This is a genomic window from Metabacillus endolithicus, assembly GCF_023078335.1.
GTDB lineage: Bacteria > Bacillota > Bacilli > Bacillales > Bacillaceae > Metabacillus > Metabacillus endolithicus.
In genome coordinates this window covers 3,210,975-3,229,043 of sequence record NZ_CP095550.1, presented here as the reverse complement: position 1 = coordinate 3,229,043, position 18,069 = coordinate 3,210,975, and the positions used below count along the sequence as shown (strand labels likewise).

Annotated in this window: 10 protein-coding genes, 16 tRNA genes and 3 rRNA genes; 3 read left to right on the top strand and 26 right to left on the bottom strand. The window is 41.4% G+C overall.

The genetic code is table 11. The features are described 5' to 3' along the window. Nucleotides 1-64: 64 nt before the first annotated feature. A complete protein-coding gene (gene xylA, locus MVE64_RS16635; RefSeq protein WP_231308953.1) occupies nt 65-1,396 on the bottom strand; it encodes a xylose isomerase in 1,332 nt (443 codons plus the stop codon). A gap of 230 nt (nt 1,397-1,626) precedes the next feature. Beyond that, a complete protein-coding gene (locus tag MVE64_RS16630) occupies nt 1,627-3,777 on the bottom strand; it encodes a glycoside hydrolase family 52 protein (protein WP_247339606.1) in 2,151 nt (716 codons plus the stop codon). A 209-nt stretch (nt 3,778-3,986) separates the two neighbouring features. Here MVE64_RS16630 and MVE64_RS16625 point away from each other — a divergent pair, with 209 nt between their 5' ends. Together MVE64_RS16625 and MVE64_RS16620 are read left to right on the top strand one after the other, a co-directional pair. Continuing rightward, nucleotides 3,987-5,138 carry an ROK family protein gene (locus MVE64_RS16625; RefSeq protein WP_247339605.1) on the top strand — a complete coding sequence of 384 codons (1,152 nt, stop codon included), beginning with the start codon at nt 3,987-3,989 and terminating at the stop codon, nt 5,136-5,138. A gap of 111 nt (nt 5,139-5,249) precedes the next feature. After that, on the top strand, nt 5,250-5,513 hold the full coding sequence (locus MVE64_RS16620) for a YrhK family protein (protein WP_231308950.1): 264 nt from the start codon (nt 5,250-5,252) through the stop codon (nt 5,511-5,513). 182 nt (nt 5,514-5,695) lie between these two features. On the opposite strand, the gene MVE64_RS16615 is transcribed toward MVE64_RS16620, so the two are convergent. The 20 genes from MVE64_RS16615 to MVE64_RS16520 all read right to left on the bottom strand — a co-directional run bounded on the left by MVE64_RS16615 (nt 5,696) and on the right by MVE64_RS16520 (nt 13,961). Next, nucleotides 5,696-5,777 (bottom strand) — tRNA-Leu (locus MVE64_RS16615). 21 nt (nt 5,778-5,798) lie between these two features. Continuing rightward, nucleotides 5,799-5,887 (bottom strand) — tRNA-Leu (locus tag MVE64_RS16610). A gap of 16 nt (nt 5,888-5,903) precedes the next feature. After that, nucleotides 5,904-5,977 (bottom strand) — tRNA-Cys (locus MVE64_RS16605). 14 nt (nt 5,978-5,991) lie between these two features. Continuing rightward, a tRNA-Gly gene (locus MVE64_RS16600) sits at nt 5,992-6,063 on the bottom strand. A 60-nt stretch (nt 6,064-6,123) separates the two neighbouring features. Continuing rightward, a tRNA-Gln gene (locus tag MVE64_RS16595) sits at nt 6,124-6,198 on the bottom strand. 167 nt (nt 6,199-6,365) lie between these two features. After that, nucleotides 6,366-6,441: transfer RNA gene (locus MVE64_RS16590), tRNA-His, on the bottom strand. A gap of 17 nt (nt 6,442-6,458) precedes the next feature. Then, nucleotides 6,459-6,532: transfer RNA gene (locus MVE64_RS16585), tRNA-Trp, on the bottom strand. 33 nt (nt 6,533-6,565) lie between these two features. Beyond that, nucleotides 6,566-6,649: transfer RNA gene (locus tag MVE64_RS16580), tRNA-Tyr, on the bottom strand. Nucleotides 6,650-6,660: 11 nt separating this feature from the next. Next, nucleotides 6,661-6,733, bottom strand: a tRNA-Thr gene (locus tag MVE64_RS16575). A 176-nt stretch (nt 6,734-6,909) separates the two neighbouring features. Next, nucleotides 6,910-6,982 (bottom strand) — tRNA-Phe (locus MVE64_RS16570). A gap of 179 nt (nt 6,983-7,161) precedes the next feature. Beyond that, nucleotides 7,162-7,238, bottom strand: a tRNA-Asp gene (locus tag MVE64_RS16565). A 4-nt stretch (nt 7,239-7,242) separates the two neighbouring features. Beyond that, nucleotides 7,243-7,320 (bottom strand) — tRNA-OTHER (locus MVE64_RS16560). A gap of 10 nt (nt 7,321-7,330) precedes the next feature. Further along, nucleotides 7,331-7,406, bottom strand: a tRNA-Val gene (locus MVE64_RS16555). Nucleotides 7,407-7,465: 59 nt separating this feature from the next. Further along, a tRNA-Glu gene (locus MVE64_RS16550) sits at nt 7,466-7,540 on the bottom strand. A 17-nt stretch (nt 7,541-7,557) separates the two neighbouring features. After that, nucleotides 7,558-7,649 (bottom strand) — tRNA-Ser (locus MVE64_RS16545). A 4-nt stretch (nt 7,650-7,653) separates the two neighbouring features. Further along, nucleotides 7,654-7,728: transfer RNA gene (locus MVE64_RS16540), tRNA-Asn, on the bottom strand. A 10-nt stretch (nt 7,729-7,738) separates the two neighbouring features. Further along, a 5S ribosomal RNA gene (gene rrf / locus MVE64_RS16535) occupies nt 7,739-7,854 on the bottom strand. A 119-nt stretch (nt 7,855-7,973) separates the two neighbouring features. Beyond that, nucleotides 7,974-10,905 (bottom strand): 23S ribosomal RNA (locus MVE64_RS16530). A 365-nt stretch (nt 10,906-11,270) separates the two neighbouring features. Beyond that, nucleotides 11,271-12,821: ribosomal RNA gene (locus tag MVE64_RS16525) — 16S ribosomal RNA — on the bottom strand. Together the 16S, 23S and 5S rRNA genes with 16 tRNA genes alongside form the textbook arrangement of a ribosomal RNA operon. Nucleotides 12,822-13,088: 267 nt before the next feature. Continuing rightward, on the bottom strand, nt 13,089-13,961 hold the full coding sequence (locus tag MVE64_RS16520) for a nucleotidyltransferase-like protein (protein WP_247339600.1): 873 nt from the start codon (nt 13,959-13,961) through the stop codon (nt 13,089-13,091). A 253-nt stretch (nt 13,962-14,214) separates the two neighbouring features. On the opposite strand from MVE64_RS16520, the gene MVE64_RS16515 reads away from it, so the two are divergent. Continuing rightward, nucleotides 14,215-14,571, top strand: coding sequence for a YgzB family protein (locus MVE64_RS16515; protein WP_098798600.1), 357 nt, complete (start codon nt 14,215-14,217; stop codon nt 14,569-14,571). Between the two features lie 91 nt (nt 14,572-14,662). On the opposite strand, the gene perR is transcribed toward MVE64_RS16515, so the two are convergent. The 4 genes from perR to bcp all read right to left on the bottom strand — a co-directional run bounded on the left by perR (nt 14,663) and on the right by bcp (nt 18,055). Continuing rightward, nucleotides 14,663-15,100: a peroxide-responsive transcriptional repressor PerR gene (perR, locus tag MVE64_RS16510; protein WP_098798599.1), complete on the bottom strand. Its 438-nt coding sequence runs from the start codon at nt 15,098-15,100 to the stop codon at nt 14,663-14,665. A 137-nt stretch (nt 15,101-15,237) separates the two neighbouring features. Continuing rightward, nucleotides 15,238-16,191, bottom strand: a complete 954-nt coding sequence (locus MVE64_RS16505; protein WP_247339599.1) for a D-2-hydroxyacid dehydrogenase — start codon at nt 16,189-16,191, stop codon at nt 15,238-15,240. Between the two features lie 194 nt (nt 16,192-16,385). Beyond that, the gene (locus tag MVE64_RS16500; RefSeq protein ID WP_247339598.1) at nt 16,386-17,495 is read right to left on the bottom strand and encodes an aminopeptidase; all 1,110 of its coding nucleotides are present in this window, start codon (nt 17,493-17,495) and stop codon (nt 16,386-16,388) included. Between the two features lie 89 nt (nt 17,496-17,584). After that, nucleotides 17,585-18,055 (bottom strand): thioredoxin-dependent thiol peroxidase, encoded by a 471-nt coding sequence (bcp, locus tag MVE64_RS16495; protein ID WP_247339597.1) that lies wholly within the window; start codon nt 18,053-18,055, stop codon nt 17,585-17,587. Between the last annotated feature and the right edge of the window lie 14 nt (nt 18,056-18,069).

Genomic DNA, 18,069 nt, shown 5'->3' with positions numbered 1-18,069 from the left:
ATGTGTTTGTAGGGTCTTATACTGTTAGTGAGACATCCTCATTTTTTCATCATTAAATTACTTATTAAACAGTTACTCCAGAAAGAGTTTCAAGAATATATTGATTAACTAATGCTTTAAGACGCTCTGTTCTACCAGATGTGTTCTTAATTTCTGTTAATTGAAGAGCATATTTTTCTAACTCATTGAAGTTTGTTTTTCCTTCAACGATCTCTAATCCAATTCCTTTAGTGAAGCTGCTGTAACGTTCGTCAACAAAGCTATCAAGTACTTTATCTTCGATTAATTTGTTTGCAACTTTTAATCCGATTGCAAATGCATCCATACCTGCAATGTGAGCATGGAAAAGATCGTCAGCTTCGAATGATCCACGTCTTACCTTCGCATCGAAGTTTAATCCACCTTTACCTAGGCCACCATTTTTCAGGATTTCATACATAGCTAATGTATTTGTATATAGATCTGTTGGGAATTCATCTGTATCCCAGCCAAGAAGTGTATCACCTTGGTTTGCATCAACTGAACCAAGCATTCCGTTAATACGAGCTGTTCTTAATTCATGCTCAAATGTGTGTCCAGCTAATGTAGCATGGTTAGCTTCGATGTTAAATTTGAAATGGTCTGTTAAATCATATTTCTGTAAGAATGCTAATCCAGTCGCAACATCGAAATCATACTGATGTTTTGTTGGCTCTTTTGGTTTTGGTTCAATTAAGAAAGGAACTTCTAAACCAATTTCTTTTGCATAATCTACTGCCATGTGGAAAAAGCGTGCTAAGTTATCTTGCTCAAGCTTCATATTTGTATTAAGAAGTGTTTCGTATCCTTCACGACCACCCCAGAATACGTAGTTCTCTGCACCAAGCTCTTTCGCTACTTCAAGACCCTTTTTAACTTTTGCTGCAGAGTAAGCAAACACATCTGCATTTGGAGAAGTTGCTGCACCATGAACGTATCTTGCATTTGTGAACATGTTAGCTGTATTCCAAAGCAATTTAGCTTTACTTGTTTTCATATATTCTTTAATCATTGCTACGATAACATCTTGATTTTCATTTGTTTCCTTTAATGTGCTACCTTCTGGAGCAATATCAACATCATGAAAAGCAAAGAATGGAACATCTAATTTTTCAAAAAGTTCAAAAGCTGCTTCAACACGTGCTTTTGCTAAATCTAAGCCGGTTAAATGGTTCCAAGGGCGGACTGCTGTACCTACACCAAATGGATCAGATCCATCAGCAGTAAATGTATGCCAGTATGCAACTGAGAAACGAAGGATTTCCTCCATTGTTTTACCGTTAATTTTTTCTTCAGGATTATAATACTTAAATGCAAATGGATTTGTAGATCTTGCACCTTCATATTGAATTTTGTTAACTGTTTCGAAATAAGCCATTGGGTTATTCCTCCTAGTAGTTGGTTTAGTAATCGGTTACACGTAATCATGTAAATGCTTACAATAGATTTTCTTAAATCTAGTAATCTGTAACCTTTCTTTAATCAGATTATATCACTCTATACTTAGTTTGTCTATTCGATAAACTAAGATATTTGAATTTTTTTTCACCTTATTAAAATTATGTACCGATCCCTCTTATAAGTGCTCAAGAGACCGGCACATTTCTATTAAGCTTCTTGTGTTGTCTTCACTAATGAAGCAGATTTTTTTGATTCCTCTAGCCATAGGATACTAGTAACTCCGCGTGGATAGTACTTACTTCCAGCAATTTCACCTGAGATGATTTGATCGCTCCAGCTCCAAACTGATAGAGTTGGATGAGTTAACCATGCTACATGGGCTGCATCTGCTCTCTCCCCTGTTTCATCCCATTCCCAACCAAGAATCTTACGAGTAATAAACTGAGATAGATAAATTTTACTTAGCCAAGAGTTGTTACTTGTAGATGAGATTTTCCATCCTCCATCTTCAAACAAGCAGATCCCTTCTGTTAACACTGTTTCCAAATGAGTTTGTAAAGCTTGAATATACTCTCCAAATCGTCCATTAGGATCCAATGCATCATGGTTATTTGTATAATATGGGAAGATTAGCCCTTCAATGGCCGGGATGATTTTAGAATCATTACCTTCTTTAATGACAGCTGGTATATATCCGTTAGGTGTAACATGAGAAACAATTGTAGCTGCACATTTTTCAGCTTGATCACCAGCTACTTTCGATAGATCTGTTAGATCATTTTCTCTAAACAGTTTCTCAAGTGCTACATATGATGCCCATGTTTTTCCAGCTAGATATATATTATTTCTAGCCTGACCAAGTGAAACATCCAAACTATCATAAGTTGTAATCTCGGCTCCGCCCATAACACGTGTTGAATCAAGTCCCATTATCCCATCTCGTTTATCAGCTTCAGGATGGTCACGATTCAACATACTTTCAAAGCACTGAACAAAAATATTTAAGTTATCATTTAACCACTTTTTGTCTCCCGTTTGTTCCACATAAACTGATGCACATAGTACCCAGTTAACCAGTTGTTCATAGGTCATATGTGAGAAGCACCCATCTAAACCATATAGCTCATAAGAAGAATAGTGTGGTCTAGAAATTGTATTTGCTACTCCCATATCATGTGTAAAACTGATTCCGCCCGGATATTCAGTTTTATCACCTGGAAATCGAACTTTATCTTCATAACTGAAGCGTTTCACAAACATATCTAACTCATTTTTAACTGTCCATGGATTCATTTTTAATTCAAAAAAGATTTGGTCTACTGTTAAGTCGAATGTATTCATCATTCGATACTCACCCTCGTTCACAACCCAGAATGCTTCTCCATCAGCATCCAATAATTGAGTTGAGCCATAGTAGCTTCGAATCGAATGAATCATCATGAACTTTTGGTCTTCAGATAATTCAGAATCACTTACCAATCTATTAGCCTCTTTTGCACGACTAGCAAACTCATCAAAATTTTCTAATGCAAAAGTTGCGACAGATTCAATATTAGTAAAATAACGTGTGTAGTAGTAAGATGCATCCATTCCAGCTGTTACATAGCCAGAACGGTGGAAACAAACTGCAAATTTATATGTTCTTTTTTCTCCAGCAGGAACATCCATTACTAGTGCACCAACAGGTCCTAAACCAAAAGTCCAGTTCTCTTTATATGGAGTTGTTAATATATTTTCTATACTAAAGTGAAGAGCAGACTTTACTTCAGGATTATCTGATGTAATTGCTGTTAAGCGCCCCTGACCAATTCCCGCGATCCCGTCACATGTATCATCTAATCGACGCATGGAGCTATAAGGATCACTTCCTTGATACCCAAAGAAAGCTCGGCGACTCTTAGTTCCTTTTGTATTATCTACTGTTAATTCAGCCCATACAGCAGGAATGATAGTCTTCTTCAACTCATCATCTGTTTCAGAAGATGGATCGGGTACAGATTGAGCTTGAGTATAGACTGTAAAAGATAAGTCCCCAGCTCGCCAAGTGTCTGTTCCTAATTGAAAGTCACGTTGAATTTCATCTTTTGAATAAGGAATAATGATGCGTGGTTTATCTGGATCTGGGTCCATATTTTCAATATCATAGCGCTTACTTTCATCATCTTCTACTTCAAAAAAGGGCAGCGCCTGATACATCCCTTCCTGATCGATCGTCTCAACACCAACATAAACATTTTTCTTCGGCGAACGGCCAAGTTCTAAATCCAAACCTCCCCCATTTCCATAGAATCCAAGTGTGAAACTTGAAAAGGCTCCGATTGGTGAATGATGTGCATTAAAAAACATGTTTTTTGGCATTTTGTTCCCCACTCCCCAAATATTTAGTAAATAAATACAAGCTACTAACAAAGATCATGGCTTATGTACTTATTAAAGCGATTACATTTTTCTATATCATAAGCTTCCTCATATCTGTGGTCATTATAACACCAAATTTAAAGTTTGTATATCCAACAAACTAAGTTTAGTGTTAAAATAAATAAAGATCAGATAAGGAGTTTTTAAAAGTGGAAACGATTACATGGAATCAGCATCTTGTGAAAAAAAATAATAAAGCTCTCGTATTACAACTTATTATGCACAGAGAACCTATTTCAAGAGCCGATATTGCCCAAATATCCGGTCTACACAAAGCAACCGTTTCATCATTAGTGAATGAATTATTAGAAGAAGAACTTATCTACGAATCCGGACCAGGAGAATCCAGTGGTGGACGACGTCCTGTTATTCTACATTTTAATAAAGTAGCAGGTTATGCGATTGGAATTGATATCGGTGCAAATTATGTATTATCTGTACTAACTGACTTAAAAGGCAACATAGTTCTTGAAAATAATCACACAGTCACCCAAACTCCCTACCCTACTATTATGAATCTTGTAAAAAGTATGATTCAGTCACTAATGACTAATATGCCTCAAAGTCGATATGGTGTTGTAGGCATAGGTGTAGGTGTTCCAGGAATTGTAAACAAAGAGGGAACAGTCCTTCTTGCACCTAACTTAGGTTGGAAAAACTCCAATTTAAAACAAGACTTAGAAGAGTTATTCGAAGTGCCTGTAATAGTCGAAAATGAAGCCAACGCTGGAGCATTCTGTGAGCAAAAATTCGGAGCAGGAAAAGACTACGAAAATATGGTCTATATAAGTGCAGGTATCGGTATCGGTGTAGGTATCTTCTTAAATAGAGAGCTATATCAAGGTAAAAACGGATTCTCTGGTGAAATGGGCCATATGATTATAGACATGAACGGTAAGCCATGCAACTGCGGCAGCCAAGGTTGTTGGGAAGCATACGCATCAGAACATGCACTACTAGAACAAGCTGGAAGCAGCATCGAAGCAGTCTTAGAACTAGCCAAAAATCAGGATCAAACTGCCCAAGGCCTTTTTAAGGAAGTCGGTAAATACCTTGGCATTGGAATTAACAATATCATCAATACCTTCAACCCAGATCAGGTTATTATCGGAAACAGATTAGCTTTAGCTAGAGAATGGATAGAAGAACCGATCAAGACCACAATTGAAAATTATACACTTACCCATCATCAAACTGAGCTACAGCTAGACTTTTCAAAGCTTGAACAGTACTCTACTGTACTTGGAGTCTCTGCATTTGCGGTTGAGAATTTTATTAAAGAGGATAGCAAAGTTTTATAGAATAGTAAAATAATCTCCCTGTTTTCTTTGGAAAATGGGGAGATTATTTTTTGTCAGAGCAAGTGTTTTATGAACTTCACATCGGGAATATTACTAAAGGGAGATGATAAAATGAAAGTAGATCATAAGCCTAACTACATTGATATACAATTTGGCCATCATGAAATTATAATTAACGAACGCTATGAATTTTTCTATAACCTTAATGATGTGTTTATCGCCCTATGCTTTCTGGTTGGAAGTGTGCTCTTTCTTTGGGATTCCTTTGAAACATATGCTATTTGGATGTTTATCGTGGGCAGTGGACTATTCTTAATTAGACCTATGATTAAATTCATCAAACGATTTCACTTGAAAAAGGTTCGTAATAACTGAGTATTAGTTATAAGACTAGATCATTATATTTTGTAATGATCATTAACATATTTGGATGGAAGCAGCTATGTTTGGTTATTGTTCTTTGACAATCTTGTTCACTCTTTAACAGCACAAAAAAAGACAAGACGTTATTCGATGTCTTGTCTTTTACTATTATATTATTTACTAAAGTGTTTAGATACCAGTGGTCGGGGTCGAACCGACACTCCCGAAGGAACACGATTTTGAGTCGTGCGCGTCTGCCAATTCCGCCACACTGGCAAAGGATTAAGTACACAATAATGGTGCCGAGGACCGGAATCGAACCGGTACGGTAGTCACCTACCGCAGGATTTTAAGTCCTGTGCGTCTGCCAGTTCCGCCACCCCGGCAAGGGTGTTAAATAAATGGAGGCGGCAACCGGATTTGAACCGGTGATAAAGGTTTTGCAGACCTCTGCCTTACCACTTGGCTATGCCGCCATCACTATAACTAAAGCGGAAGACGGGATTCGAACCCGCGACCCCCACCTTGGCAAGGTGGTGTTCTACCACTGAACTACTTCCGCATCTTACTTTATCTATATGATTTAGCCTATGCAATAGAACTAAAAAGTGTTAATAAAAAGTGGCTGGGCTAGCTGGATTCGAACCAACGCATGTCGCAGTCAAAGTGCGATGCCTTACCGCTTGGCTATAGCCCATTGAATTAGCTTCAAGAATAGGCTTCCTTGAATATGCTATATGAATCCTCATCGCAAGAGGATATTTTGGGTTATTTCTTACAGGAAATACCACGAAATATCGTCGACTACTAGGTGCTTTTCTGTAATTATTAATTACTAAGCATCTAATGCCATAAATATATAAATGGGGCGACTGATGGGAATCGAACCCACGAATGTCGGAACCACAATCCGATGCGTTAACCACTTCGCCACAATCGCCATCAAGTTTTTATAATTGGCAGGGGCAGTAGGAATCGAACCCACACCAAAGGTTTTGGAGACCTCTATTCTACCGTTAAACTATGCCCCTAGAAAGGTTTGTTATCTTGCTATGCAAAAAAAATGGTGGAGGGGGGCAGATTCGAACTGCCGAACCCTAAGGAGCGGATTTACAGTCCGCCGCGTTTAGCCACTTCGCTACCCCTCCATATATGAGAGTGCCGGCGAGAGGACTTGAACCCCCAACCTACTGATTACAAGTCAGTTGCTCTACCAATTGAGCTACACCGGCGTTATTAAAGATGCAAATAAAGTTCTATCTTACTTACCAGTCACCCAAATCTCAGAAAGATTATTCAAGTAGCAGCTCGATTTGTGTGCTGAAGCAAAAGCTTCGAAGCATATTCGATCGTGCTCTACCAATTGAGCTACACCGGCGTTAGTTAAAGTTTAATTCAAAATAAAAGGTGGCTCGGGACGGAATCGAACCGCCGACACATGGATTTTCAGTCCATTGCTCTACCAACTGAGCTACCGAGCCAATATAGTTTACGGCTTCCGCTAAGCTTCGAATCTCTTCGTCAACTCCCTCACTCACATCCTCACGTATAATCATACGCTCCGGTGCTCGTTCACTTGCTTCCTCGACCTTCTCGCTTATCGAAACCCTTAACTCTATAATTAGAGATAGAGTTAATATTAATCTAACTAATAAAATAATGGCGGTCCGGACGGGACTCGAACCCGCGACCTCCTGCGTGACAGGCAGGCATTCTAACCAACTGAACTACCGGACCATTTTGGTTGCGGGGACAGGATTTGAACCTGCGACCTTCGGGTTATGAGTTCCGACGAGCTACCAGACTGCTCCACCCCGCGATAATAAATATGGTGGAGGATGACGGGATCGAACCGCCGACCCCCTGCTTGTAAGGCAGGTGCTCTCCCAGCTGAGCTAATCCTCCGAATATTAGTTATGCTATTTCTTTTATGGTAAGTTATTTTCGCTCTAGCGAAAAAACTATGGTGACCCATACGGGATTCGAACCCGTGTTACCGCCGTGAAAGGGCGGTGTCTTAACCGCTTGACCAATGGGCCATATTATATTTAAATAGTGGCGGAGAGCAAGGGATTTGAACCCTTGAGACAGCTTACACCGCCTACACGATTTCCAATCGTGCTCCTTCGGCCACTCGGACAGCTCTCCAAAATGGCTCCGCAGGTAGGACTCGAACCTACGACCGATCGGTTAACAGCCGATAGCTCTACCACTGAGCTACTGCGGAATAATACAAAGCCTGGCAACGTCCTACTCTCACAGGGGGAAACCCCCAACTACCATCGGCGCTGAAGAGCTTAACTTCCGTGTTCGGCATGGGAACGGGTGTGACCTCTTCGCCATCATTACCAGACAATGTGACAAAAACTATTATACTAAATTATAAGAAGAATTCAAGTGTTTTTTCACTTTTATATTCCTTCAAAACTAGATAACGATTCACAATTCAATTCACTAAGTTTACGCTTTAATTAGGTTAAGTCCTCGATCGATTAGTATCAGTCAGCTCCACACGTCACCGCGCTTCCACCTCTGACCTATCAACCTGATCATCTTTCAGGGATCTTACTAGCTTACGCTATGGGAAATCTCATCTTGAGGGGGGCTTCATGCTTAGATGCTTTCAGCACTTATCCCTTCCGCACATAGCTACCCAGCTATGCCTTTGGCAAGACAACTGGTACACCAGCGGTGCGTCCATCCCGGTCCTCTCGTACTAAGGACAGCTCCTCTCAAATTTCCTACGCCCACGACGGATAGGGACCGAACTGTCTCACGACGTTCTGAACCCAGCTCGCGTACCGCTTTAATGGGCGAACAGCCCAACCCTTGGGACCGACTACAGCCCCAGGATGCGATGAGCCGACATCGAGGTGCCAAACCTCCCCGTCGATGTGGACTCTTGGGGGAGATAAGCCTGTTATCCCCGGGGTAGCTTTTATCCGTTGAGCGATGGCCCTTCCATGCGGAACCACCGGATCACTAAGCCCGACTTTCGTCCCTGCTCGACTTGTAGGTCTCGCAGTCAAGCTCCCTTGTGCCTTTACACTCTACGAATGATTTCCAACCATTCTGAGGGAACCTTTGGGCGCCTCCGTTACATTTTAGGAGGCGACCGCCCCAGTCAAACTGCCCACCTGACACTGTCTCCCAGCCCGATCAGGGCTGTGGGTTAGAATTTCAATACAGCCAGGGTAGTATCCCACCGACGCCTCCACCGAAGCTAGCGCTCCGGCTTCTCAGGCTCCTACCTATCCTGTACAAGCTGTACCAAAATTCAATATCAGGCTACAGTAAAGCTCCACGGGGTCTTTCCGTCCTGTCGCGGGTAACCTGCATCTTCACAGGTACTATAATTTCACCGAGTCTCTCGTTGAGACAGTGCCCAGATCGTTACGCCTTTCGTGCGGGTCGGAACTTACCCGACAAGGAATTTCGCTACCTTAGGACCGTTATAGTTACGGCCGCCGTTTACTGGGGCTTCGGTTCAAAGCTTCGCTTGCGCTAACCTCTCCCCTTAACCTTCCAGCACCGGGCAGGCGTCAGCCCCTATACTTCGCCTTGCGGCTTCGCAGAGACCTGTGTTTTTGCTAAACAGTCGCCTGGGCCTATTCACTGCGGCTTTTCCGGGCTATTCACCCTAAAAAGCACCCCTTCTCCCGAAGTTACGGGGTCATTTTGCCGAGTTCCTTAACGAGAGTTCTCTCGCTCACCTTAGGATTCTCTCCTCGCCTACCTGTGTCGGTTTGCGGTACGGGCACCTCTCACCTCGCTAGAGGCTTTTCTTGGCAGTGTGGAATCAGGAACTTCGGTACTATAGTTCCCTCGCCATCACAGCTCAGCCTTATGTGACAACGGGATTTGCCTCGTTGTCAGCCTAACTGCTTGGACGCGCATATCCAACAGCGCGCTTACCCTATCCTTCTGCGTCCCCCCATTGCTCAAATGGTGAGGAGGTGGTACAGGAATTTCAACCTGTTGGCCATCGCCTACGCCTTTCGGCCTCGGCTTAGGTCCCGACTAACCCTGAGCGGACGAGCCTTCCTCAGGAAACCTTAGGCATTCGGTGGAGGGGATTCTCACCCCTCTTTCGCTACTCATACCGGCATTCTCACTTCTAAGCGCTCCACCAGTCCTTACGGTCTGGCTTCACAGCCCTTAGAACGCTCTCCTACCACTGTTCTAAAAGAACAGTCCACAGCTTCGGTGATACGTTTAGCCCCGGTACATTTTCGGCGCAGAGTCACTCGACCAGTGAGCTATTACGCACTCTTTAAATGGTGGCTGCTTCTAAGCCAACATCCTGGTTGTCTAAGCACTCCACATCCTTTTCCACTTAACGTATACTTTGGGACCTTAGCTGGTGGTCTGGGCTGTTTCCCTCTTGACTACGGATCTTATCACTCGCAGTCTGACTCCTGAACATAAGTCTTTGGCATTCGGAGTTTGACTGAATTCGGTAACCCGATGGGGGCCCCTAGTCCAATCAGTGCTCTACTTCCAAGACTCTCATTTCAAGGCTAGTACCCTAAAGCTATTTCGGAGAGAACCAGCTATCTCCAAGTTCGATTGGAATTTCTCCGCTACCCACACCTCATCCCCGCACTTTTCAACGTGCGTGGGTTCGGGCCTCCATTCAGTGTTACCTGAACTTCACCCTGGACATGGGTAGATCACCTGGTTTCGGGTCTACGACCACGTACTCTTTCGCCCTATTCAGACTCGCTTTCGCTGCGGCTCCGTCTTATCAACTTAACCTTGCACGGGATCGTAACTCGCCGGTTCATTCTACAAAAGGCACGCCATTACCCATTAACGGGCTTTGACTACTTGTAGGCACACGGTTTCAGGATCTATTTCACTCCCCTTCCGGGGTGCTTTTCACCTTTCCCTCACGGTACTGGTTCACTATCGGTCACTAGGGAGTATTTAGCCTTGGGAGATGGTCCTCCCTGCTTCCGACGGGATTTCACGTGTCCCGCCGTACTCAGGATCCACTCTGGAGGGAACGAAGTTTCAACTACAGGGTTGTTACCTTCTTTGACGGGCCTTTCCAGACCTCTTCATTTACTCCGTTCCTTTGTAACTCCGTATAGAGTGTCCTACAACCCCAAGAGGCAAGCCTCTTGGTTTGGGCTTCTTCCGTTTCGCTCGCCGCTACTCAGGAAATCGCGTTTGCTTTCTCTTCCTCCGGGTACTTAGATGTTTCAGTTCCCCGGGTCTGCCTTTAATACCCTATGTATTCAGGTAAAAATACTACTCCATTACGAGCAGTGGGTTTCCCCATTCGGAAATCTCCGGATCAAAGCTTACTTACAGCTCCCCGAAGCATATCGGTGTTAGTACCGTCCTTCATCGGCTCCTAGTGCCAAGGCATCCACCGTGCGCCCTTAACAACTTAACCTTCGACAAACGATAAGCGTCGAATTTCTTCGTTGACTTCCCATCTTCCGGTGCTCATGTACTCTCGTACACTCCGCTCCTCATCAGGTCGTCGCCTCGAACTTCTCGCTTCTCCTTTGTCTCAAGACATAAGATCAAACTTACTATCTTGATTAACATTTATTAAGAGAATCACTAAACTAAGCGTTTAAACTCAGTGAATTACTTGAATTGTTTTCGTTATCTAGTTTTCAAGGAACATAAAACACAGGATGTTCAAATGCAATCTGCATTTAGACTCCTATGTATTGAGTCTTACTTATATAGAAAGATCAGTATGATCTCTCAAAACTAAACAAAATACCAAGCGTGCTCCATTTTCCTTAGAAAGGAGGTGATCCAGCCGCACCTTCCGATACGGCTACCTTGTTACGACTTCACCCCAATCATCTGTCCCACCTTAGGCGGCTGGCTCCTTACGGTTACCCCACCGACTTCGGGTGTTACAAACTCTCGTGGTGTGACGGGCGGTGTGTACAAGGCCCGGGAACGTATTCACCGCGGCATGCTGATCCGCGATTACTAGCGATTCCGGCTTCATGCAGGCGAGTTGCAGCCTGCAATCCGAACTGAGAATGGTTTTATGGGATTGGCTTGACCTCGCGGTCTTGCAGCCCTTTGTACCATCCATTGTAGCACGTGTGTAGGCCCAGGTCATAAGGGGCATGATGATTTGACGTCATCCCCACCTTCCTCCGGTTTGTCACCGGCAGTCACCTTAGAGTGCCCAACTGAATGCTGGCAACTAAGATCAAGGGTTGCGCTCGTTGCGGGACTTAACCCAACATCTCACGACACGAGCTGACGACAACCATGCACCACCTGTCACTTCGTCCCCCGAAGGGGAACCTTCTATCTCTAGAAGTAGCGAAGGATGTCAAGACCTGGTAAGGTTCTTCGCGTTGCTTCGAATTAAACCACATGCTCCACCGCTTGTGCGGGCCCCCGTCAATTCCTTTGAGTTTCAGTCTTGCGACCGTACTCCCCAGGCGGAGTGCTTAATGCGTTTGCTGCAGCACTAAAGGGCGGAAACCCTCTAACACTTAGCACTCATCGTTTACGGCGTGGACTACCAGGGTATCTAATCCTGTTCGCTCCCCACGCTTTCGCGCCTCAGCGTCAGTTACAGACCAGAGAGTCGCCTTCGCCACTGGTGTTCCTCCACATCTCTACGCATTTCACCGCTACACGTGGAATTCCACTCTCCTCTTCTGCACTCAAGTTCCCCAGTTTCCAATGACCCTCCACGGTTGAGCCGTGGGCTTTCACATCAGACTTAAGAAACCGCCTGCGCGCGCTTTACGCCCAATAATTCCGGACAACGCTTGCCACCTACGTATTACCGCGGCTGCTGGCACGTAGTTAGCCGTGGCTTTCTGGTTAGGTACCGTCAAGGTACCAGCAGTTACTCTGGTACTTGTTCTTCCCTAACAACAGAACTTTACGACCCGAAGGCCTTCATCGTTCACGCGGCGTTGCTCCGTCAGACTTTCGTCCATTGCGGAAGATTCCCTACTGCTGCCTCCCGTAGGAGTCTGGGCCGTGTCTCAGTCCCAGTGTGGCCGATCACCCTCTCAGGTCGGCTACGCATCGTCGCCTTGGTGAGCCGTTACCTCACCAACTAGCTAATGCGCCGCGGGTCCATCTGTAAGTGATAGCCGAAACCATCTTTCAATTTCGAACCATGCGGTTCGAAATGTTATCCGGTATTAGCTCCGGTTTCCCGGAGTTATCCCAATCTTACAGGCAGGTTACCCACGTGTTACTCACCCGTCCGCCGCTAACCTCAGGGAGCAAGCTCCCATTGGTTCGCTCGACTTGCATGTATTAGGCACGCCGCCAGCGTTCGTCCTGAGCCAGGATCAAACTCTCCAATAAAGAGTTGATATAGCTCATAAAAGTTTGTACTATATAGTACGTTTTTTGTTAATCAAAGATTAACATTTGCACGCTTGGTTTTGTTTAGTTTTCAAAGATCAGTTAATGTCGTTCTCTCAGAAGCGACTTTATTAATATAACATCTTCAATTCGGATCGTCAACTCTTTTTCAAAAAAAGTTTTCTTGCCGTTAAGAAGAAATTAAGGACGCTGCTAACACTTAAGTAACAGCGACGTTTAATAATATATCACCTACAAAAATCAAAGTCAATATTTTTTCTCAAGAAAATATATACGATGATAAATCCCTTTACCTTTTGTTTGTTTTCTTTCTATAGATATGTATTGCTTCTCAACCAAAAATTCTAAAAGAACACTTAAGTCTACAGAGTAATATTTCAATTCTGGATGTTGATAAAGCTCATCGAAGTACCATGAATCTTTTTCAGACATAACAGTTAATATATGTGCTGCACCAATTTCTGTCTTAGAATGGATTAGAAAATCACTTGCTAAGAAAAGTAATTCTAATCTTTTCTCTAGAGATTCTTCACTTTCCACTAATTCCTTATACAATTTATAAATTTGCGGCTCTATTTGTTTTACCTGGTTCCATACCGTTACTTCAGGATAGTACCCCCTGTCAATCACTTCAAGTCTTGCTAGATGGTGTAACGCGTGAACAACATGATTATAAGTATCTAATAATTGCCTTGATTCGAAGAACTCCTTACCCTCTAAGTATCTTCGAACCAACTTTGCAAATTCAATGCCGATTTTCATTTTCCTTTCACTAAAAGGAAATGTTTTTAATCGGTCAATTAGTTCTATTATGTATTCATTACGATCAAAAAGAATTTTCCCATTCAGGATCCAATCTACAATCCTTCTATTTGTACCTAACAGGATGGACTCGTTCAGATCATCTTTCGTCATCACCGTTAAAGATGCTTTTTTATCTTCATATTCATAATGTTTAACAAATAAAGCCTGCTCAGCTTCGTTTACAATAACCAGTAAAGCTACATCTAAATTATCAGTTAAAGGGGAGGTTTGGTTCCGCTTTTCAATCATGATAATAGCTAAAGTATTGGTATGACTTGCTCGTTCTTGATAAATAGGACGGAGAATATTTTCCATCAGTCTTCCTCCCTTATATGGGCTTTACTAAATGTTTCTACATCTCATTGTCAAAACCCTTTACTTTCAGAGTCACTTTAAAAAAACAAGTTTTTATGTAAATTTAGTAAACAATTTATCTATTATATAACCTGTGCTATATTTAAAAAAGCGCAAGTATCTTATGACCAAAAGAAGCTTGTTACTTATATCTTTCACTTTAAAGGTGACAATTGCAAACGAACTTAAAATTTATCTATTCTAGGAGGTCAAAATGGCTCGTAAATATACTAGTAAAATAAATAAAATAAGAACCTTTGCTTTAAGCTTAATATTTATAGGGTTTATTATTATGTATATTGGAGTATTTTTCCGAACAAACATGTGGGTTATGACGATCTTTATGATGTTAGGAATGCTTTCGATTATCGCAAGCACCGTTGTTTACTTTTGGATCGGTATGCTCTCAACAAAAGCTGTACAAGTCACATGCCCATCATGCGGGAAACCAACAAAGATACTTGGACGGGTAGACATGTGTATGTATTGTAAGGAACCTTTAACATTGGACAAGGATCTTGAAGGAAAAGAATTTGATGAAAGTTATAATAAAAAGAGTTTAAACAAATAAAGAAGAACGGCTTAATAGAGCCGTTCTTCTTTATTTATTTAAAAGGAAGAAAGTACAACAAAAAAACAAGCTGTCCATAAGACCAGCTTGTTTAATGTGTTTCTTTCTTTTCACAACTACTGCACACACCGTAAATCTCCATTCGATGGTGACTTACATTAAATCCCGTTACATGTGCAGCTAACGCCTCAACTTCATCAAGTCCTGGGTAAGAGAAATCAACAATCTTTCCACATTTCTCACAAATTACGTGATAGTGATCTGACGTTACAAAATCAAAACGACTTGATGCATCGCCATACGTTAATTCCTTTACAAGTCCAACTTCACGAAATACCCTTAAGTTGTTATAAACTGTGGCAACACTCATATTAGGGAATTTTCCTTCTAACGCTTTATATATATCATCGGCTGTAGGGTGTGTCATGGAATCGACTAAGAATTCAAGTATAGCATGACGTTGAGGTGTAATACGTACTCCTGTTTGTTTTAAGGCATCCAACGCATCTTTTAATTGATGTTCAGACATTCGCCATGCACCTCACTTCTAAAAACATTCTTACTTTATAATCTTTATAATTAGTGTACATTGTGAGAATCTCTTTTGTCAAACTTTCTTTATATAAGAGTATTATTTACCAACAGCTTTCATTCATTCTCTTTGTCCTAATATCTTTTCTCTAATGCTATGATATTTTCCATACTTGTTAGTTGATGATGACAATAGTACTGAAGGTTTCTATGAAAGATCACCATTACTCTAGGCAGATAATTCTTTGTAATCCCTGAGAGATGAGGCGTAACCGTAACATTGTCCATCTCCCAAAATGGATGGTCCTCAGCTAAAGGTTCTTTTTCAAACACATCTAGCACCGCATGTTTAATTTTGTTTTCATTAAGTAATGGAATGAGGTCATTCTCAACAACTACATCTCCTCTTCCGATATTAATAAAAACAGAATCTTGCTTCATTCTATAGAAAAAGTCTTTATTTAAAAGCCCTTTTGTTTTTACAGTACTCGGAAGAACAGACATCACAAAATCTGCTTCTGCTAGAGGAATTGAAACTTCATCCATACTATAGGCACGGTCAAAATGCTCTACTTTTCTTCCATCACTGTTGACGCCTAAAACTTTCATTCCGAACGCTTCACATAGTTTAGCCGTTTGAATCCCAATCGCACCGGTACCTATAATTAAAACCGTTTTTCCATATAGCTCTTCCATCCTAACTCGTCTATTCCAGTTATGTTGCTTTTGATTTTCAATTAACACCTCAGCTTGCCTTGAAACCTGTAGCATCATGGAGATACAATATTCAGCCATCGGTATAGCATGTACCCCTCTAGAGTTTGTTACAGTAATATTTCGCTCCTCAAGAATAGAGAAAGGAAGTCGGTCAATCCCAGCGGAAGCAACCATAATCCATTTTAGATTATCAGCCGCTTTAATATGATCCTCTGTCAAATCCTCTCCATAGGTTAAGATGACTTCTGCTTCTGGTATAAGATCCTTCGCTTCATTTATCTTTTTATCATGATGAAACGTGATATCCGGAAAACTCTGAGAAAGTTCTTCTTTTAAATAATCTGGTAATTTCACAGTTGATAGTATTTGCACACTGAAATCCCCCTTTATGTATTAAAACTGTTATGGTTCGTGTTTCCTAATAACATAAAAAGAGTGCGGAACACGGGTCCGCACTTCAATCCGGCGCTAACATTTGAGGAGGTAATGCCTTCCCTAATACATTACGCTCTAATTCCTATTTTGGCTGGACGTTTGCCTTACCTTTTAAAATAGGCTCATACTTTTTACTTAAGATTCTCCTGGTTTAATCCCTCGAGTTCAGGTAACACAAATTGACCATCTTTACGGATTAACACATCGTCAAAATAAATCTCTCCTCCACCGTATTCAGGTCTTTGTATTAAAACCATATCCCAATGAATGGCAGATTTATTTCCATTATCCGCTTCTTCATATGCTTCACCCGGTGTAAAGTGCAGGCTTCCACATATCTTTTCATCAAATAAAATATCTCCCATCGGCTCCTCAATAATAGGATGAAATCCAATTGCAAATTCTCCTATATATCTTGACCCTTCGTCTGTATCTAATATTTCATTAAGCTTTTTTGTTTGATCTGCAACAGCTTCAATGATTTTTCCATTTTCAAAAGTCAGCTTCACATCTCGGAACGTTGTGCCATGATAGGGACAAGGTGTATTAAAGGAGATTGTTCCATTTACTGAGTCCCTAATTGGAGCTGTAAAGATCTCACCATCTGGAACATTCGCTTCACCTGTACAAGGTACAACTGGAATTCCTTTAATGGAGAAGCTTAAATCAGTTCCTGGACCTGTTAGACGTACACGGTCAGTATTTTCCATTAACTTCTTTAATGGTGCAACGGCACTTGCCATTTTCTCATAGTCTACTGTACAAACCTCAAATAAGTAGTCCTCAAATGCTCTTGTACTCATGCCCGCTTTTTGTGCCAGCCCTTTAGTAGGGTAGTTTAATAGAACCCATTTACGATTGTTCACATAGAATTCAGATACCGGCTTCATGATTTCACCGCGTAACCTATGCTTTTCCATTGGAATATCAGCCATTTCAGCATCATTTTCCTCGCCAATAATAATAATGACTGCATCCACATCTTTGTAAACTTGCATTTGCCAGCTAGCTTGCGTTTCTAATTGCTCTCTTTGATAATTTTTAGCTAAATGTAATGAAATTTCATCATCAAAAAGATCAACATAAGGATATGCTCCTAATGAATACGCTTGATCAATTAATTCTGTTATTAAAGACTTTGTGTTTAGATGACCACGTATTAATACCTTTTCACCTTTTTTCACTTTTACCGAGTGATTCAGAAGCACAGAGGCTAAGTTTGTTATTCTTTCGTCTCTCATATGGACACCTTCTACTTTTTAGTTTTCATTATGTAAATTTATGTCGGCAACCAAGATATTACAGTTTGTTAATAACATCATGTATTACCTTAAGCTTTTACTTCCTTAATGTAATTCAAGGCTTCTTCAACATGATCCTTTACCTTGACTTTTCTCCATTCTTTTATCATTTTCCCTTCAGGATCTATAATAAAAGTGGAGCGCTCAATTCCCATATATTCTTTACCAAAGTTCTTCTTTAACTTCCAAACTCCAAAAGCTTCAGCTAGTTTGTTTTCATCGTCAACTAATAGTTGAAAAGGAAGATCATGTTTTTCTTTAAACTTTAGATGTCTTTCCTGTGGATCTGGACTTACTCCCAAGATGACAGCATTCAAATCTGAAAAGCTTTGATGTTGATCTCTAAAATCACAAGCCTCAGTTGTGCAGCCTGGTGTCATGTCCTTTGGATAAAAATATAATACAACGTACTTTCCTTGATAATCAGATAACTTAACCTTTTCTCCGTTATCAGCTACTAACTCAATATCTGGTGCAGTGTTTCCAACCTCTATTGTCATATTTATCCCTCCAA

Coding starts and splice junctions, on each gene's coding strand:
- xylA (WP_231308953.1), bottom strand. CDS start 1,396: ATGGCTTATTTCGAAACAGTTAACAAAATTCAATATGAAGGTGCAAGA.
- MVE64_RS16630 (WP_247339606.1), bottom strand. CDS start 3,777: ATGCCAAAAAACATGTTTTTTAATGCACATCATTCACCAATCGGAGCC.
- MVE64_RS16620 (WP_231308950.1), top strand. CDS start 5,250: ATGAAAGTAGATCATAAGCCTAACTACATTGATATACAATTTGGCCAT.
- MVE64_RS16520 (WP_247339600.1), bottom strand. CDS start 13,961: ATGGAAAATATTCTCCGTCCTATTTATCAAGAACGAGCAAGTCATACC.
- MVE64_RS16515 (WP_098798600.1), top strand. CDS start 14,215: ATGGCTCGTAAATATACTAGTAAAATAAATAAAATAAGAACCTTTGCT.
- perR (WP_098798599.1), bottom strand. CDS start 15,100: ATGTCTGAACATCAATTAAAAGATGCGTTGGATGCCTTAAAACAAACA.
- MVE64_RS16500 (WP_247339598.1), bottom strand. CDS start 17,495: ATGAGAGACGAAAGAATAACAAACTTAGCCTCTGTGCTTCTGAATCAC.
- bcp (WP_247339597.1), bottom strand. CDS start 18,055: ATGACAATAGAGGTTGGAAACACTGCACCAGATATTGAGTTAGTAGCT.